This window comes from Phaeobacter sp. CC-HEC084 (genome assembly GCF_059429255.1).
Genome location: NZ_JCAIJQ010000002.1, coordinates 178,279 through 194,035, shown reverse-complemented (window position 1 = coordinate 194,035; position 15,757 = coordinate 178,279). Strand labels below are relative to the sequence as shown.

Genomic DNA, 15,757 nt, shown 5'->3' with positions numbered 1-15,757 from the left:
CAAAGACACTTTTGTAACGGGTTTGTGATCATCGCGCTGGTGGTGCAAAACTTTTCGCAAAGACCGGTCCGACAGGGGCTATTCAAGCCCGACAACGTCCGGCGTTTCCCAGGCCAGATGCTGCCCGCCATCGACACAGATCAGCTGTCCGGTAACCGCGGGCGCCTCCAGAAGATAGCCTAGTGCGGCCGTGATATCGCCCAGATTGGCGCCCCGCTGCAGCACGGTTCTGGCCCGCTGATCGTTGAACTGCTGCGGGCTCTGGCGCGGTCCCTGTAGGGTTGGCCCCGGCCCGATGGCGTTGACCCGGATCCGGGGTGCCAGCCCCTGTGCCGCCGTCTGTGTCAGCGTCCAGAGGGCGGATTTTGCCAGCGTGTAGCTGCTGAACTCAGGCGTCAGCCGCCGTACCCGCTGATCGATCATGTTGACCACCAGCCCCCAGGCCTGCGGCTCATTGTTCTCATCAAACGGCTGCTCGACCTCTTGTGCGGCCATCGCTTGCGTCAGCACGAAGGGAGCACGCAGGTTGCTGCCGAAATGCCGGTCCCAGCTTTCCCGCGTCGCGGTTTCAAAACTGTCATGCTCGAAGATGGAGGCGTTGTTCACAAGGCAGGTGATCGGGCCGCCCAATGCCTTGGCCGCCGCAGGCAGTAGTTCTACGGCTTCAGCCTCACACAGAAGATCAGCCTGCACCAGTTCAGCGCGCCGCCCCAAGCCCCGTATCGCATCGGCAGTGGCTTTCGCCTCAGCCTCAGAGGTCGCGTAATGGACGGCAACGTCGAACCCCTGCCGGGCCAGTTTCAGGGCCATCGCCTGCCCCAGACGTTTGCCCGCTCCTGTCACCAAAGCCCGCATGGATGCCTCCCTGATTGCCTGCCTGCTTCTGTGGTCAGAGCAGAACCCACAGATAGAGCACATAAAGCCCGGTCAAGAGACCACCCCACCGGCGCGTGATGTCCATCTTGAAAAAGACAAAAGGAAAGATCAGCAGCGAGGCCGCCAGCATCACCCAAAGGTCAAAGCGCAGGAATTCGGGATCGACCGAGATCGGCCCGACAAAGGTTGCCACACCGATGATGGCCAGCAGGTTGAACATGTTGGAGCCGATGACATTGCCCAGCGCGACATCCGCCTGCCGCCGCAGCGCCGCCATGACCGTGGTGGCGAGTTCCGGCAGGGAGGTTCCTATCGCCACCAACGTCAGACCAATAACGGTTTCGCTGATGCCATACATCCGCGCGATGATCGTGGCATTGTCTACCAGCAAATCCGCGCCCAGTGGCAGGCCGACCAGCCCGAGGACAAGGTAGACGCCGATACGCCAGAACGGCATGTCGGGGTCGGCTTCCTCGATCTCTTCCAGATCATCCGCTGCCTCCGCGTTCCCATTCCGGTTGCGCCGGTGTGCCCGTGCCTCGCGGAATGCGCCGCCCAGTACAATCGCCAGCGCCGCCAGCAGTATCAGCCCCGACCACAGGGTGAACACCCCGACAAAAGCCAGCGCGATGAACAGCACCGAGGCGATGAGCATGTAAACATAGTTCTTCTGCGTCGCGCATTTGCTGGTATCCAGCCGCATCAGAATGGCAGGCACGCCCAGAACCAGAAGGATATTGGCTGTATTGGATCCTACGACGTTGCCCATCGCAATGCCGTCGGCACCTTCCATAACCGCGCTGATGGCAATCAGAAGTTCCGGCGCCGAGGTACCAAAGGCCACGATGGTCAGACTGACGATCAGGGCCGGAACGCCAAGGCGCAGCGACAGGTTCACCGCCCCGCGCACCAATGCGTCCCCGGCCAGCAGCAGGATCACCAGGCCCAGTCCACAATACAACCAAGGCATCATCGCCGTGGTCCTCCTTTTCCGCAGGCGCAGGGCCCTTTGCCAATCCTAAAGCGTCCGCAGGACGGGCAACGCGCAGATTTCAGCTGCTTGTGCCCGGGCAGCCGGAGCTTTCCGAACATGGCCATAACCGCCATAACAACCAGGAAAATGGAAACGATTTTGAGCAGCACGTCAGAGGCCAAACCGCGCGAATTCCGCGCGTTCCTCAAGGCCACCCAGGGCATCCTGTGCCATCTGCATGCCGAACCGGCTCAGGAACGGGCGCTTCATGCCATAACGGCGGATCCGCACCTTGTCGCCGTAGCGCTGCTTCAGTTTCGGCAGCAGATGCGCGATCCCGTCAATCAGGCCCAGTTCGGTTGCCCGCCGGGCCAGCCAGACCTCGCCGGTAAACAGCGGTTCATCCTTGCTCAGCGCATCGCCGCGACGGCTGGTCACGTGATGGATGAAATTGGTGTGAATATCGTTCAGAAGTCTTTTCAGGCGCGCCACGTCTTCGGGGTTTTCAGGACGGAACGGATCCAGCATCGATTTGCTTTCGCCTGCCGTGTAGACCCGGCGCTCCACCCCCTGACGGGCCAGCAGCACATGGGCACCAAAGCCCGCGGAAATCACGCCGATCGAACCGACGACGGAACTGTCATCTGCCCAGATTTCATCCGCCGCGGCCGCCAGCCAATAGCCGCCCGAGGCCGCCACATCCTCGACAAAGGCGATCACGGGGATCTCTTTTTCCTCGGCCAGGCGCCGGATGCGCGCGCCGATCAGCGAACTTTGCACCGGTGAGCCGCCGGGGGAATTGATCTCCAGCGCCACGGCAGCAGGCTTGCCCTTGCTAAAGGCGCGCTCCAGCACAGGGGCCAACGCCGCATCGCTCAGACTGCCGCGTCCCGGCATTCCGATCGCGCCGGACAGGCGGACCACAGAGACAAGAGGCGGCTTTTTGACAAAGGGTATGCGCAGGATCATGGCGCCGATGTAGAATGCCCCCCGCCCCGAAACAAGGTCCCCGGGGCAGGGAAACGACCGCAAAGGGAAAAAGCGCCTGTGCGCAGGCAATTTTGCAACGCACCACCCCGGGCAAACGTCCGAATGTTGCGGCCCGCCTGCCCGCGCTGTATCGCCCAGCGATCAGGACCGGATGCGCCAGCCGGTTTTGAAAATCCACCAGATCACCGCAAGGCACAGGCAGGTAAAACCGCCGATGGCCAAGAGGCTGGTTCCCACCGGAACATCTGCGGTGCCAAAGAAGGACCAGCGGAAGCCCGAGATCAGATAGACCACCGGATTGAACATGGTGATTTTCTGCCAGAGCGGCGGCAACATCGAGATCGAGTAGAAAGACCCGCCCAGGAACACCAGCGGAGTCACGATCAGCAACGGCACAAGTTGCAGCTGTTCAAAGTTTTTCGCCCATATACCGATGATGAAGCCCAACAGCGCAAAGCTGAGGCACGTCAGCAGCAGGAACAGCACCATGGCAAAAGGATGCGCGATGGACAGATCTACGAACAGCGAGGCCGTGCACAGGATCACCACCCCAATGAACAGCGCCTTGGTCGCGGCCGCCCCGACATAGCCGAGGACAATCTCAAGGAAATTGATCGGCGCCGACAACAGCTCGTAAACCGTGCCGATGAATTTGGGGAAATAGATCCCAAAGGAGGCATTCGAAATGCTCTGCGTGATCACGCTCAGCATGATCAGCCCCGGCACAATGAAGGCGCCATAGGCGATGCCCTCGACCTCGTCGATGCGGCTACCAATGGCGGCGCCAAAGACCACGAAATAAAGCGAGGTCGACAGGACCGGCGACAGGAAGCTTTGCATCAGCGTGCGAAAGAAGCGCGCCATTTCAAAGCGATAGATTGATGCAACCGCCATCCAGTTCATGACTCTTCTCCCGCGACAAGACCGACAAAGATATCTTCAAGGCTGGATTGGCGTGTCACCACATCTGACAGCACCAGCCCGGCCGCAGCCACATCGTTGAGCAGCGCGGTGATGCCGGTCCGCTCACCCCTTGTGTCGTAGCTGTAGATGAGTGACCGCCCGTCCGCGCCCAGTTCCAGCCCATGTGCTGCCAACGCCTCGGGCACTTCGGTGATCGGCGATGTCAGCTGCACTTCCAGCTGCTTGCGGCCCATCTGCGCCATCAGATCAGCCTTTTCCTGCACCAGCAGGATCTGCCCCTTGGTGATCACCCCGATCCGGTCGGCAATGGCTTCGGCCTCTTCGATGTAATGGGTGGTCAGGATAATGGTGACGCCATCGGCCTTCAGCTCGCGCACCACCTCCCACATGTCCTTGCGCAGTTCCACATCGACACCGGCGGTGGGCTCATCCAGGAACAGCACGCGCGGCTCGTGGCTTAGCGCCTTGGCGATCAGCACCCGGCGTTTCATGCCGCCGGACAATTCCTTGATCTGGCTCTTGCGCTTGTCCCAGAGGGACAGTTTCTTCAGGATCTCCTCAAGCAGCGCGTCATTCTTGGGCTTGCCGAACAGGCCGCGTGAAAACCGCACCGCATTCCAGACCGTTTCAAACGGTTCCAGATTGATTTCCTGCGGCACCAGCCCGATCAGCCGCCGCGCCGCGCGGAACTCCTGCAGGATATCATGCCCGGCGACGGTGACGCTGCCTGATGTGGGCGTGGTTATACCGCAGACGGTTGAAATCAGGGTTGTCTTGCCCGCGCCATTCGGCCCGAGCAAGGCAAGGATTTCGCCCTCTTCAATCTCCAGAGAGGCCCCTTTCAGCGCCTCGAACCCACCTTCGTAAGTCTTGCGCAGATCGCGTATAGACAGGATCGCTGACATGGCCTCTCCCCATATTTTCGTTGAGCGCAGGCTATCCAGCCACTGATCCAGCCACCAGTGGTCAGGCGCGCAGTTGCATGTGCGCCAGCGCAGAGAGAAAGGCTACGGCTGCTACGGTCAGGCGCCGATCAGCCGCCCCTTAACCGCCCGTCATTTTCTTGAACCAGCCTTTTTTGCCTTCACCCTCTTCGCCGCCATCCTCGGCGCCGTCTTCCCCAGCGTTTTCCGCTTCGGGCGCCAGATGGGTCTGCAGGTTGACGAAGAACTGATCAGCCATCTTCTTGGCAAAGCCGTCGATGATCCGGCTGCCCAGTTGCGCCAGCTTGCCGCCGACCTTGGCCTCGACCTCATAGCTCAGCATAGTGCCGCCATCAGAGGGTTCTAGGCTCACCTTTGCGCCGCCCTTGGCAAATCCGGCCGCGCCGCCCTTGCCTTCACCGGCGATGGTCAGCTTTTCGCCCGGAACCAGATCCGACAAGGTCACCTGCCCCTTAAAGGTCGCCTTGACCGGCCCGACCTTCTGGGTAACCGAAGCCTCGAAGCCTTCCTCCGGGGAGCCGGTTACCTCGGTGGCGCCAGGCACGCAGGCTTTCAGCACCTCGGGGTTCAGCAGCGCGGCGTAGACCTCGGTCGGCGGGGCGGCAATTTCCTTCTGATCACTCATCTGCATGGCGGGTCCTCCGTTATGGCCGGGTGTCGGCAGTCTCTTATCCCTTACAGACCTAGCCGCCACCCTGCCGTCTGCCAAGACGGAAGCGTCACGCGGGTGCAAAGGGCACCCCCTGATCACTCCTCTTCGACCGACGCGACCTCAGGTGTCAGATGTTCGACAACCCGGGCGATCACACTGTCATCCCGCAGGATCTTGCCGTGTCCCAGCCCCGCGGTCACATGCAACCGCGCCCCCGGCCAGCTGTCCGCCAAGGCACGCCCTTCCGAAGTCGGCACCACACGGTCCGCATTGTCATGCACGATCAGGGACGGTTGCGCCAACCTACGGGCAAGATCAGTGCCGCGCAGCGCATCGAATGGAAGACCATAACGTTTTTCCAGCCGGGTCTGCGCGCCTTTTGCCACCTTGGACCCAAAGCCCAGAAGCCGGGCGATCTTGCCCAGATAGGCCGCCAGATCCGTCGGCGGCGCCAATAGCGCAACCCGTCGCACCCGGAGGCCCCGCGACAGTGCGGCCACCGTGGCTGCCGCGCCATTGGAGTGGGCGACAATCCCGGCCAACGGCCCCAGATGGGCAGCGACCTCCTCGGTCACCCACAGCATTTCCGGCAGCGAACTGCGGCGCCCGGGGGCCGCCCCGTGACCGGGCGCATCAAAGGCCACGACCCGGAACCCGGCCTTGACCAGTGGCGCCGCGAAACCGCCGAGCTGCCCGGCCCGGCCCGACATGCCATGTACCAACAGGATGGTCGGCAGAGGCGCCTCATCCAGGACACCATGGCCACGCGGCGTCGCGCGCCATTCATAAAGTGGAATCTCGACCCCCGATTGCAGCCTCAGGGGCCGCGCAGCCGCTGCCAGCAGCCAGTCCCGTTCCCGTTTCGGCAACTTTTGCCGTCTTGGCCGGGTAAACAGCGTCGCCAGCAGCAAAGAAGCTGCTGCCGGAGAAATAGCCTCCAACATGCCCGATGCCCGCTGGAGCATCGCCAGGGCGGGCGGCGGGCGGCGTTTGGGCGTTGCATTCGATGTGACACTGACCATGGCTGGTCCTCCTGATGTCGGCGCGCGGCGGCTGCAGCCCGGGATTTCGCGAGGCCTGCGTGGCTGCCGCAATAGTTAGTTCTTATTTGGAACTCATTATCAGTTCCATTTGAGAACCTTGTCAATCCATGCTAGAACTGCCTCATGAAATGGCATGACATGAAAGAGGCCGCCTGCCCGGTGGCACGGGCGATGGGGGTGGTGGGTGACCGCTGGACCCTTTTGATTTTGCGGGAATGTTTCCTGGGTGTGCGCCGGTTCGACGACTTCCAGAAAAGCCTCGGGATCACCCGGCATCTGCTCGCCGAACGGCTGAAACGGCTTGAGGCGATGGGCCTGCTGGAGCGCCGCCCCTATCAGGAACGCCCCCTGCGTCACGAATACCGACTAACCGAATCGGGCAAGGCCTTTGCCCCGGTGATGCTCGCCTTGCAGGACTGGGCGCGCAGCAATCTTCCCAGTGAGGCCCCCTCTCCCCTCTCCTTTATCCTCAGGGACGGCGGCGAGGAGATCGAACCGGTAGTGACCGACCGACACACCGGACAGGAGTTGAACCACCGGACGGTTCTGATGCGCTACCGAGACCCAGCCAAGCCCAGCGACTGATACTCTGAACGGCACCTGTGCAAAGAGAGCGGACTGCTTTGACGACACTTATCTTGACGTCAAGACTTTTACATTATATCTCGACGACGAGACAAAAGGAGTTCGCTTATGAAAATCATTCTTTTCGGCGCCACCGGCGATGTCGGAAGCGCCACCCTGCGCGAAGCCGTGAGCCGCGGCCACCACATCACAGCCGTAGCGCGGGATACCAGTCGGCTCGGCCCCCTACCCTCCGGCGTAGAAGCCCTCTCGCTCGACCTTCTCGGCAAGCCCGACGCGGCAGCGGATGCCGCAGCCGGACATGATCTGGTGATCAGCGCCCTGCGCCCCGCTGCAGGGCACGAGGGTGACCTGGTTCCCCTCACCCGCGCCGCGCTGAACGCGGCTGCATCAGCGGGGATCCCCGCGCTGATCACTGGCGGCGCGGCGCTGTTGAAGTTGGCAGATGACAGCGGCCACACGGTTCTGAGCGCCCCCGGTTTCCTGCCGGACGCAGTGCGCCCCATCGCGCAGGCTTGCGCCGATCAGGACGCGCTTCTGGAACAAGACACCGCAGCCACCTGGACCTGCCTGCGCCCGCCTGCGATGCTGTTGCCGGGGCCACGGACCGGCCACTATGAATTTGGCACCGATACGCTGGTCACCGACGCAGAAGGCCAGTCGCAGATCACCTATGCGGATTTCGCGGTGGCGATGCTGGATCTTGCCGAAGCGCCTCAAATCGCCCGTCGCCGCCTGACCGCAGCCTGGACGGCGCCCGCACCGGCCATGCAGCCCGGCTGACGCCAAACCACACTCTATTGCGCCGCCGCGCCGTGCCCCCCCCCGAGGGCATGGCGCCCGGCCGTTACCGGTTGCCCTTCGGAATTTCCTCCTGCCGGGTCCAGTCGTATGTGCCTTCGTCGCGTTCCCGGACCGCCTGCTTCCAACCCTTTTCCTCAGAACGTTCCTTGAAGGCGATGCCTTCTGGCGAATGGCGGGTGATGCCGTCGAATACCGTCGCCAGCCGCTGGGTCTGCATCAAACCGGTCTGCTCGATCGCCTGGTTGATCACCATTTTCTGCATAGCCAGTTGGTTGATCGGAACCGTGGCCATGCGGGCCGCCATCTCCTCTACCGCATCGTCCAGCTGCTCTGCAGGCACCGCCTTCAGCACCAGCCCCATATCGGCTGCCTCGCGCCCCGAAATCTTGTCACCGGTGAACAGCATCCGCTTGGCTCGCTCAGCGCCAAGGCGATAGACCCACATTGCCGTGGTCGGGCAGCCCCAGACGCGCGCGGGCATGTATCCGATCTGCGCATCCTCGGCCATGATCGTCATATCCGCGCACAGCGCGATATCCGATCCGCCCGCCACCGCAAAACCGTGTACCTTGCAGACCACAGGCTTCACCGCACGCCACATCGACATGAAATGCTGGGTGTTTTCCCACATGAACCGGTAGTCCTTGATGGGGTCCCATGGCATCGGCTGGGTGGCCTCACCCGACCCGTTTCCCTCAGCATAAAAGGTCAGATCATAGCCAGCGCAAAACGCCTCTCCGGCGCCGGAGAGCACCATGACGTGCACGCCCGGATCCGCATCTGCCCGCGCCACTGCCTCCGCCAGATCCCGCGGCATCTGATCATCGATGGCGTTCATGGTCTCCGGCCGGTTCAACGTGATGCGCGCGATCCGACCGTCTTTTTCATAGGCAACTGTCGTCATCTCTTCCTCCCTCATTTCCCGAGGGAGGAAAGCACGCCCGGAGGCTAAGACCTAGCCGTGCGAACGCGACGTCAGTAGGGCAGACCCACATAATTTTCGGCGAGCGAAGCCTGCGCCGCATCCGAAGAGAACAGGTAATCAAGGTCGGTACATTGCAGGCGCTGATCCACTTCCTGCGCATCTGGGAAGAGATGCAACAGGTTGGTCATCCACCAGCTGAACCGCTCTGCCTTCCAGACCCGGGCCAGTGCCTTTTCCGAGTAGCCATCCAGCCCGGCACTGTCGCCATTGAGGTAGTGATCCATAAAGCCATGGTAGAGATAGTAGATATCCGACGCCGCCGAATTCAGCCCCTTGGCCCCGGTGGGCGGCACAATATGCGCGGCATCCCCGGCCAGGAACAGATTTCCATAGCGCATCGGCTCGGCCACGAAACTGCGCAGCGGCGCGATGGATTTCTCGACCGACGGGCCGGTTTCCAGCCCAGCGGCCACATCCTCAGGCAGGCGACGCTTCAGCTCTGCCCAGAAAGCATCATCCGACCAGTCCTCGGGCTTATCCGTCAGTGGCACCTGAATGTAATAGCGGCTCAGCACCTGACTCCGCATCGAGCAAAGCGCAAAGCCACGCTCGTGACGGGCATAGATCAGCTCGGGCGAGACGGGCTTGGTTTCCGACAGAATGCCCAGCCATCCGAAGGGATAGACCTTTTCGTATTCCTTCAGCACATCGCCGGGAATAGATTTGCGGCTGACCCCGTGGAACCCGTCGGCGCCGACGATGAAATCGCAGTCAATTCGGTGCTCGGATCCGTCTTTTTCGTAGGTAACATAGGGGCTTTCGGACTTCAGATCATGCGGCTGCACATTGGCGGCCTCGTGAATGACGACCCCGTCCATGGCATCGCGGGCGGCGTATAGATCGCGCGTCACCTCGGTCTGGCCATAGACCATAACCGTGGCACCATCTGCGTATTTTTCCAGATCGATACGATCGCTGCGCCCCTGGTGGGCGATATAGAAACCTTCGTGCACCTCGCCTTCGGCATCCATCCGCTCTCCGCAGCCCGCCTCACGCATTAGATTGACGAAACCATGCTCCAGCACACCTGCCCGGATCCGGCCCAACACATAGTCGCGGGATTGCCGTTCCAGTACGATGCTATCGATCCCCTTGCGGTGCAACAGCTGCGACAACAGCAGGCCCGAAGGACCGCCTCCGATGATTGCGACTTGGGTTTTCTGCACGGTCATAAGCGCGTCTCCGTTTCATGGTGACGGGCAATATGACGCGGGGTCCGGGTTTTGCGAATGGACCATGCGCGCAAGTTCTTGTACATTTCGCACATGACCAGCGCCCTTCAGATCCGCAGCTACAACCTGTTCGGGGAAACCGATGAACTGGCGGACGTGCTGCATGTGGAGACGATCCGCTCCCGCTCCGAGCAGCATGATTGGCAGCTGTCACCGCACCGGCACGCCCGGCTGCATCAGGTTCTGTTCATGACCAGTGGCGGCGGCGTGGTGGATCTGGACGGCGGCGCCCATACCCTGCCCGCCCCCTGTTTCGTCAATATACCGCGCGGGGTTGTTCACGGTTACACGTTCGAACCAGAGACCAGCGGCTGGGTTGTCACCCTGCCCTCAGACCTTGTTGATCATTGCATCCGCAGCGGCGAAGGCGTGCGCGGCCCGCTGGATCATGCCTGCGTTTTGCCGCTGCCGCCCGACCTGCGCAGCATGGCCGAAACGCTTTATCAGGAATACCACGGCCAGAATTTTGCCCGCGCGCAGCTGCTGCGTTCGCTCGCCGGAACCCTGACCGCCCTTGTCGCCCGCCATATTCACACAGCTGAGGGCGGCGACCGTCAGAATGCTGGCAACCCAATCTTTTCCCGATTTGAAACCCTTGTGGAACAACATTTCCGCAGCCGCCGCCCGCTGGCGGAGTATGCCTGCGATCTCGCCGTCTCCCCAACTCATCTGAACCGGATCGTGCATCAGGTCACGGGCCAGTCCGCATCGCATCTGGTGAATGAGCGCATGCTGCGCGAAGCCCGGCGGATGCTGCTCTACACGTCGCTCAGCGCGGCGCAGATCGCCTATGATCTTGGGTTCAGCGATCCCGCCCATTTCAGCCGCGTCTTCACCAAGGGTACCGGCATGCCGCCGCGCGCCTTTCGCAAACAATTGGGCGACAGCGCCTGACACCGATCAACGCTTGCTGCCCCCGGCGCCTGGCAGCAAACCATTCAGGATCATTGCAAGATACTGTTCGGCGATTTCCTCGTGGGGAACCGGCCGGTCAGTGCGGTTCCAGAAAGGGATCCAGTTCAGCGCGCCAAACACCCCGGCCGCCACAAGACGCGGATCGCAATGGCGGATGACGCCTTCGCGAATACCCTTCTCAATCAGCATCCGCAGCTGAAAATCCACCCGCGCCTTACCCTCGTGCAGGGCCTCGCGCCGCTCGGGCGACAGGCTGTGCGCCCGCACCATGGCTAGGCTGGCACCAAGATCGGTGGACACCCACTCGCAATAGCCGCGGATCAGTCGCGAAATCCGCTCTGCCACTGGCAGACTGTCATCGCGGCTGATCTCCATCACCTCGCCCAGGAATTCCAGGCTCAGCTGGTGGCAACCGAACAGGATGTCCTCCTTGCTTTGCACATAATAGTAGATCGTGCGCTTGGTGATGTTGAGCGCGGCGGCGATATCCTCAAGCGAGGTCTGCTCATAACCCTGATCGTTGAACAGACGCGCACCGGCCATCAGCACTGCGCGGCGTTTGATCTCGCGCTGCGCACTGCGGCTGTCTGCCGTTTTCGTCCAGGTTTTATTGCCCATCGCCGTTCTTCCCCCGGCCCACCCCATGCGAGGTCTGACCTATTGACGCCCGGTAATTACACTCATCAGTTACACTCTTCTTGACAGTTTGCCCAGCCCGAACCGAAAGTAACCCGGAAGTGTAATTCCGACTCGCGCAAGGGAGAGAGCCAATGTCTGCACATGTGATGGTTGCCGGGGTGGGTATGACCAAATTCGCCAAACCCGGCCAGAATGAACCCTATACCGAAATGGGCGCTGCCGCCGTGCGCGATGCGCTGCAGGACGCGGGCCTGCCCTATGACGCCGTGCAGCAGGCCTATGCGGGCTATGTCTATGGGGACAGCACCTGTGGCCAGGCGGCGCTCTACAAGGTTGGCATGACCGGAATTCCGGTGATGAACGTCAACAACAACTGCTCGACCGGATCGACCGCCCTGTTCATGGCGCGCCAGGCGGTGGAATCGGGTGTTGTCGATGTGGCGCTGGCGCTTGGCTTTGAACATATGAAACCCGGCGCACTGACCTCGCACTGGGATGACCGGCCCAGCCCCTTTGACGCCTTCGATGCGGAAACCGACGATCTGGTCGGCCAGCCCGAGATCCCGTTGGCGCTGCGCTATTTCGGCGGTGCGGGCAAGTCGCACATGGAGAAATACGGCTCTTCCATGCTGGACCTCGCGCGCATCCGCGCCAAGGCCAGCCGCCATGCGGTGAACAACCCGCTGGCCCTGTTCCGAAATGAGCTGTCGCCCGAGGATGTGCTGGAAAGCCCCACCATCTGGGAAGGCGTGATGACCCGCCTCATGGCCTGCCCGCCCACCTGCGGCGCGGCGGCGGCGGTCGTGGTCAGCGAGGCCTATGCCAAGAAACACGGGCTGAACACCAACGTGCGCATCGCGGGCCAGGCGATGACCACCGATTACGCCAGCACCTTTGACGCCCACGACATGATGAAGGTCGTCGGCTACGACATGACGGCAGCCGCCTCGAAACAGGTGCAGGAGCAAACCGGCATCGGCATCGAAGACGTCGACGTGGTCGAACTGCACGACTGTTTCGCCCATAACGAGATGATCACTTACGAAGGCCTTGGCCTCTGCCCCGAAGGCGGCGCATCCAAGTTCATCGCCGATGGCGACAACACCTATGGCGGCAAATACGTGACCAACCCCTCGGGCGGGCTTTTGTCCAAGGGACATCCCCTTGGCGCGACCGGCCTTGCGCAATGTTACGAGCTGACCCGCCAGCTGCGCGGCACCGCAGGCAGCACGCAGGTCGTAGGCGCCCGCACGGCGCTGCAGCACAACCTCGGCCTTGGCGGCGCCTGCGTCGTCACCATGTATCAGGCGCAGTGAGGCGGCGATGATCGACACCTCTTACATCGGCCACGTGACCAATCCTTATGCGGTCACGGTGGAGAAAGGCCGGTTGCGGGATTTTGCCCGCGCTACCGGCCAGAGCGACCGCGTCTATCTGGATGAGGAGGCCGCGAAGGCGGCGGGCTATCGCGGACTGCTGGCGCCGCCCACCTATCTGTTCTCGCTCGATCTGGACCGCGAAGATCCGTTCTATTTCATCACGCTCTTGAAGATCGACATCGCAAAGGTCCTTCATGGTGAGCAGGCCTTTACCTATGGCGCGCCGATCTGCGCCGGGGATACCATTACCCTGGTGAGCAAGGTCACTGACATCTACGCCAAGAAAGGCGGCGCCATGGAGTTCATGCATCTGAAAACCTCGGCCACCAACCAGCTCGGCGAAGACGCAGGCAGCATGACCCGCACCGTAATCGTGAGGCATCCGCAATGACCATGCCAACCTATGCAGAGATCGAGGTGGGCGACGCGCTGCCGCCCCTCACCACCGAAGAGATCACCCGCACCACGCTGGCGTTGTTTGCCGGCGCCTCGGGCGATCACAACCCGATCCATATCGACATCGATTTCGCCAAACGCGCAGGCATGCCGGATGTTTTTGCCCATGGCATGCTGAACATGGCCTATCTGGGCCGCCTGCTGACGGGATGGGTGCCGCAATCGGCCTTGCGCGAATTCACCACCCGCTTCGTGGCGATCACCCAGGTTCACGCGGTGATCACCTGCACCGGCAAGGTGGTGGAGAAACGCGACGGCAATCTGGTGGCGCTTGAGATTGAGGCCGCCGATCAGAACGGTGAGGTCAAACTGGCCGGGACCGCCCTGATTGAGCTGCCATAACGACAAAGGACACTGAAGATATGAGCAAACTTGCAGGCAAGACCGCCTATGTCACTGGCGCCGGACGCGGTATCGGCCGTTCCATCGCGCTGAAACTGGCCGAGGACGGCGCCAATGTGGTGCTGAACGATCTGGACGCGGACCCCGCAAACGCCGTCGTCGCCGAGATCGAAGCCATGGGCCGCAAGGCGCTGGCCATTCCCGGTTCCGTCACGGCGGCAGGCTTTGCCGATGATTTTATCCAGGCCGGGATCGACAAGTTCGGCGACATCGACATCATCGTCAACAACGCCGGCTACACCTGGGACAGCTTCATCGGCAAGATGAGTGATGAACAGTTCGACGCCATGATCGATGTACACCTGAAGGCGCCCTTCCAGATCCTGCGCGCAGCGTCGCCCTTTATCACCCAAGCGGCTGCGGATGAGGCCGCCGAAGGACGCGAGGTTTTCCGCAAGGTGGTAAATATCTCGTCGATTTCGGGCACCGGTGGCAATCCCGGACAGGCGAACTATTCCGCCGCGAAATCCGGCGTCATCGGCCTGACCAAGACGATGGCCAAGGAATGGGGCCGCTTCAAGGTCAACGTCAACGCGGTGGCCTTTGGCATGATCTCCACCCGCCTGACCGAGGCCACGGACGAAAAAAAATCGATCGAGGTCGAAGGCAACAAGATCGGCATCGGCATCCCCAAGAAACTGGTGCAGGGCATGGAGATGATGATCCCCGTGGGCCGTGCGGGCACGCCCGAAGAGGCGGCGGGCGGCGTCTACCTCTTCTGCATCCCCGAAAGCAACTACGTCTCGGGCCAGACCCTAATCGTGGGCGGTGGCCTGTCCGGCACCTGACCCACGCGACACTCAGAAACAGCGCACAGGCCCGCCCCACACCGGGGCGGGTGTTACTACGGGAGACGACATAAATGCTGGAAGGCACCCGCATCATCGAGGTCGAAGGCCTCGGCCCCGGCCCCTTTGCCGCGATGACACTGGCCGATATGGGCGCCGATGTGATCTGTATCCACCGCAAGGGCGGCGGCGTCACCCCCGGCATGCCGGAACGCTCGGTTCTGGATCGTGGCAAGCGATCGATCGAGCTGGACCTGAAAGACCCTGCCGATATCGAGACCTTCATGGCGCTGGTGGAAAGTGCCGACGGTCTGATCGAAGGCTTCCGCCCCGGCGTGATGGAAAAACTCGGCATCGGCCCCGAGGCCTGCCATGCGGTGAACCCGGCCCTCGTCTTTGGCCGTATGACCGGCTGGGGACAGGACAGTACCCTGTCCCATGCCGCGGGGCATGACCTCAACTACATCTCCCTGTCCGGCGCGCTTTGGTACGGGTCAAATCCCGGCGATGCGCCGCTGACACCAGCCACGCTGGTGGGCGACATCGGCGGCGGCGCCATGTATCTGGTGGCGGGTATGCTCGCCGGAATCCTGCGCGCCCGCACCAGCGGCGAAGGCTGCGTGGTCGATGCGGCGATCTATGACGGCTCGGCCCATATGATGAACCTCCTGATGAGCATCCGTCAGGCGGGGAACTTTGGCGACACGCGCGGACAGAACCTGCTTGATGGCCCGCACTGGAGCCGCACCTACGCCTGCGCCGATGGTGGCTTCATGTCGGTGCAATGTCTTGAGCCGAAGTTTTACGCCCAGTTCCTGTCATTGCTGGATCTTGCGGAGGATGCCGATTTCCAGCGTCAGTTTGACAAATCACTCTGGCCCGCGCTGACCGGGCGTCTGGCCGGGATCTTTGCTAGCCAGCCCCGCGATCACTGGGCAGGTATTTTTGAGGGCACCGATGCCTGCGTCGCGCCTGTTCTCAGCCCCGGCGAGGCGCTGACCCACCCGATGAACGCGCGCAGAACCTGGGTGGAGGCGCATGGCGCGCTTCAGGCCGCCCCTGCCCCGCGGTTCTCTGATGCGGGCGACTGGACCCCGCCCGAAAGCCCCGTTCGCGGACAACACGCAAAAGAAATTCTGGCCGAACTGGGCCGAAAGAAGGACTGATCCC

The 15,757-nt window shown here is 62.1% G+C and carries 18 protein-coding genes; 8 read left to right on the top strand and 10 right to left on the bottom strand.

Going from position 1 to position 15,757, the window contains the following annotated elements; genetic code table 11:
• Nucleotides 1-78 precede the first annotated feature (78 nt).
• From AC5SSZ_RS01370 to AC5SSZ_RS01340, 7 genes are all read right to left on the bottom strand, one after another.
• The gene (locus tag AC5SSZ_RS01370; RefSeq protein ID WP_495436377.1) at nt 79-918 is read right to left on the bottom strand and encodes an SDR family oxidoreductase; all 840 of its coding nucleotides are present in this window, start codon (nt 916-918) and stop codon (nt 79-81) included.
• On the bottom strand, nt 890-1,849 hold the full coding sequence (locus AC5SSZ_RS01365; RefSeq protein ID WP_274829695.1) for a calcium/sodium antiporter: 960 nt from the start codon (nt 1,847-1,849) through the stop codon (nt 890-892). Before AC5SSZ_RS01365 ends, AC5SSZ_RS01370 begins: the two co-directional genes overlap by 29 nt.
• Nucleotides 1,850-2,020: 171 nt before the next feature.
• The gene (locus AC5SSZ_RS01360) at nt 2,021-2,818 is read right to left on the bottom strand and encodes a S49 family peptidase (protein WP_065271249.1); all 798 of its coding nucleotides are present in this window, start codon (nt 2,816-2,818) and stop codon (nt 2,021-2,023) included.
• Nucleotides 2,819-2,980: 162 nt separating this feature from the next.
• A complete protein-coding gene (locus AC5SSZ_RS01355) occupies nt 2,981-3,742 on the bottom strand; it encodes an ABC transporter permease (protein WP_274829696.1) in 762 nt (253 codons plus the stop codon).
• Nucleotides 3,739-4,668 carry an ABC transporter ATP-binding protein gene (locus AC5SSZ_RS01350; RefSeq protein WP_065271251.1) on the bottom strand — a complete coding sequence of 310 codons (930 nt, stop codon included), beginning with the start codon at nt 4,666-4,668 and terminating at the stop codon, nt 3,739-3,741. Before AC5SSZ_RS01350 ends, AC5SSZ_RS01355 begins: the two co-directional genes overlap by 4 nt.
• A gap of 139 nt (nt 4,669-4,807) precedes the next feature.
• A complete protein-coding gene (locus AC5SSZ_RS01345; protein WP_065271252.1) occupies nt 4,808-5,338 on the bottom strand; it encodes an SRPBCC family protein in 531 nt (176 codons plus the stop codon).
• 116 nt (nt 5,339-5,454) lie between these two features.
• Entirely contained in the window at nt 5,455-6,381 is a 927-nt protein-coding gene (locus AC5SSZ_RS01340) for an alpha/beta hydrolase (protein WP_495436373.1), read from the bottom strand.
• Between the two features lie 144 nt (nt 6,382-6,525).
• On the opposite strand from AC5SSZ_RS01340, the gene AC5SSZ_RS01335 reads away from it, so the two are divergent.
• Both AC5SSZ_RS01335 and AC5SSZ_RS01330 read left to right on the top strand, forming a co-directional pair.
• The gene (locus AC5SSZ_RS01335) at nt 6,526-6,987 is read left to right on the top strand and encodes a winged helix-turn-helix transcriptional regulator (protein ID WP_495436371.1); all 462 of its coding nucleotides are present in this window, start codon (nt 6,526-6,528) and stop codon (nt 6,985-6,987) included.
• Nucleotides 6,988-7,095: 108 nt separating this feature from the next.
• On the top strand, nt 7,096-7,770 hold the full coding sequence (locus tag AC5SSZ_RS01330) for an NAD(P)-dependent oxidoreductase (protein ID WP_495436369.1): 675 nt from the start codon (nt 7,096-7,098) through the stop codon (nt 7,768-7,770).
• A 64-nt stretch (nt 7,771-7,834) separates the two neighbouring features.
• Here the strand turns inward: AC5SSZ_RS01330 and AC5SSZ_RS01325 are convergent, their stop codons facing one another.
• Complete coding sequence (locus AC5SSZ_RS01325; protein ID WP_495436367.1) at nt 7,835-8,710, bottom strand: crotonase/enoyl-CoA hydratase family protein; 876 nt, start codon at nt 8,708-8,710, stop codon at nt 7,835-7,837.
• Between the two features lie 56 nt (nt 8,711-8,766).
• Nucleotides 8,767-9,948: a 4-hydroxybenzoate 3-monooxygenase gene (gene pobA, locus AC5SSZ_RS01320; protein WP_495436364.1), complete on the bottom strand. Its 1,182-nt coding sequence runs from the start codon at nt 9,946-9,948 to the stop codon at nt 8,767-8,769.
• Between the two features lie 93 nt (nt 9,949-10,041).
• Here pobA and AC5SSZ_RS01315 point away from each other — a divergent pair, with 93 nt between their 5' ends.
• The gene (locus AC5SSZ_RS01315; RefSeq protein WP_495436362.1) at nt 10,042-10,902 is read left to right on the top strand and encodes a helix-turn-helix domain-containing protein; all 861 of its coding nucleotides are present in this window, start codon (nt 10,042-10,044) and stop codon (nt 10,900-10,902) included.
• A gap of 6 nt (nt 10,903-10,908) precedes the next feature.
• Here AC5SSZ_RS01315 and AC5SSZ_RS01310 read toward each other — a convergent pair whose 3' ends face one another.
• Nucleotides 10,909-11,541: a TetR/AcrR family transcriptional regulator gene (locus AC5SSZ_RS01310; protein ID WP_065271258.1), complete on the bottom strand. Its 633-nt coding sequence runs from the start codon at nt 11,539-11,541 to the stop codon at nt 10,909-10,911.
• 152 nt (nt 11,542-11,693) lie between these two features.
• Here AC5SSZ_RS01310 and AC5SSZ_RS01305 point away from each other — a divergent pair, with 152 nt between their 5' ends.
• The 5 genes from AC5SSZ_RS01305 (at nt 11,694) to AC5SSZ_RS01285 (ending at nt 15,753) form a co-directional block, all read left to right on the top strand.
• A complete protein-coding gene (locus AC5SSZ_RS01305; RefSeq protein ID WP_495436360.1) occupies nt 11,694-12,878 on the top strand; it encodes a lipid-transfer protein in 1,185 nt (394 codons plus the stop codon).
• A 7-nt stretch (nt 12,879-12,885) separates the two neighbouring features.
• Nucleotides 12,886-13,332 (top strand): MaoC family dehydratase N-terminal domain-containing protein, encoded by a 447-nt coding sequence (locus AC5SSZ_RS01300; protein WP_495436358.1) that lies wholly within the window; start codon nt 12,886-12,888, stop codon nt 13,330-13,332.
• On the top strand, nt 13,329-13,739 hold the full coding sequence (locus tag AC5SSZ_RS01295) for a MaoC family dehydratase (protein WP_495436355.1): 411 nt from the start codon (nt 13,329-13,331) through the stop codon (nt 13,737-13,739). The genes AC5SSZ_RS01300 and AC5SSZ_RS01295 overlap by 4 nt, the downstream gene beginning before the upstream one ends.
• Before the next feature lie 20 nt (nt 13,740-13,759).
• Nucleotides 13,760-14,587: an SDR family NAD(P)-dependent oxidoreductase gene (locus AC5SSZ_RS01290; RefSeq protein ID WP_495436353.1), complete on the top strand. Its 828-nt coding sequence runs from the start codon at nt 13,760-13,762 to the stop codon at nt 14,585-14,587.
• A 74-nt stretch (nt 14,588-14,661) separates the two neighbouring features.
• Complete coding sequence (locus tag AC5SSZ_RS01285; RefSeq protein WP_495436351.1) at nt 14,662-15,753, top strand: CaiB/BaiF CoA transferase family protein; 1,092 nt, start codon at nt 14,662-14,664, stop codon at nt 15,751-15,753.
• The last annotated feature ends 4 nt before the right edge of the window (nt 15,754-15,757 follow it).

Excerpts from the sequence above, each read along its gene's own strand:
- AC5SSZ_RS01355 (WP_274829696.1), bottom strand. The coding sequence starts at position 3,742 with ATGAACTGGATGGCGGTTGCATCAATCTATCGCTTTGAAATGGCGCGC.
- AC5SSZ_RS01290 (WP_495436353.1), top strand. The coding sequence starts at position 13,760 with ATGAGCAAACTTGCAGGCAAGACCGCCTATGTCACTGGCGCCGGACGC.
- AC5SSZ_RS01360 (WP_065271249.1), bottom strand. The coding sequence starts at position 2,818 with ATGATCCTGCGCATACCCTTTGTCAAAAAGCCGCCTCTTGTCTCTGTG.
- AC5SSZ_RS01365 (WP_274829695.1), bottom strand. The coding sequence starts at position 1,849 with ATGATGCCTTGGTTGTATTGTGGACTGGGCCTGGTGATCCTGCTGCTG.
- pobA (WP_495436364.1), bottom strand. The coding sequence starts at position 9,948 with ATGACCGTGCAGAAAACCCAAGTCGCAATCATCGGAGGCGGTCCTTCG.
- AC5SSZ_RS01295 (WP_495436355.1), top strand. The coding sequence starts at position 13,329 with ATGACCATGCCAACCTATGCAGAGATCGAGGTGGGCGACGCGCTGCCG.
- AC5SSZ_RS01305 (WP_495436360.1), top strand. The coding sequence starts at position 11,694 with ATGTCTGCACATGTGATGGTTGCCGGGGTGGGTATGACCAAATTCGCC.
- AC5SSZ_RS01345 (WP_065271252.1), bottom strand. The coding sequence starts at position 5,338 with ATGCAGATGAGTGATCAGAAGGAAATTGCCGCCCCGCCGACCGAGGTC.
- AC5SSZ_RS01285 (WP_495436351.1), top strand. The coding sequence starts at position 14,662 with ATGCTGGAAGGCACCCGCATCATCGAGGTCGAAGGCCTCGGCCCCGGC.
- AC5SSZ_RS01340 (WP_495436373.1), bottom strand. The coding sequence starts at position 6,381 with ATGGTCAGTGTCACATCGAATGCAACGCCCAAACGCCGCCCGCCGCCC.
- AC5SSZ_RS01350 (WP_065271251.1), bottom strand. The coding sequence starts at position 4,668 with ATGTCAGCGATCCTGTCTATACGCGATCTGCGCAAGACTTACGAAGGT.
- AC5SSZ_RS01310 (WP_065271258.1), bottom strand. The coding sequence starts at position 11,541 with ATGGGCAATAAAACCTGGACGAAAACGGCAGACAGCCGCAGTGCGCAG.
- AC5SSZ_RS01370 (WP_495436377.1), bottom strand. The coding sequence starts at position 918 with ATGTGCTCTATCTGTGGGTTCTGCTCTGACCACAGAAGCAGGCAGGCA.
- AC5SSZ_RS01330 (WP_495436369.1), top strand. The coding sequence starts at position 7,096 with ATGAAAATCATTCTTTTCGGCGCCACCGGCGATGTCGGAAGCGCCACC.
- AC5SSZ_RS01315 (WP_495436362.1), top strand. The coding sequence starts at position 10,042 with ATGACCAGCGCCCTTCAGATCCGCAGCTACAACCTGTTCGGGGAAACC.
- AC5SSZ_RS01300 (WP_495436358.1), top strand. The coding sequence starts at position 12,886 with ATGATCGACACCTCTTACATCGGCCACGTGACCAATCCTTATGCGGTC.
- AC5SSZ_RS01335 (WP_495436371.1), top strand. The coding sequence starts at position 6,526 with ATGAAATGGCATGACATGAAAGAGGCCGCCTGCCCGGTGGCACGGGCG.
- AC5SSZ_RS01325 (WP_495436367.1), bottom strand. The coding sequence starts at position 8,710 with ATGAGGGAGGAAGAGATGACGACAGTTGCCTATGAAAAAGACGGTCGG.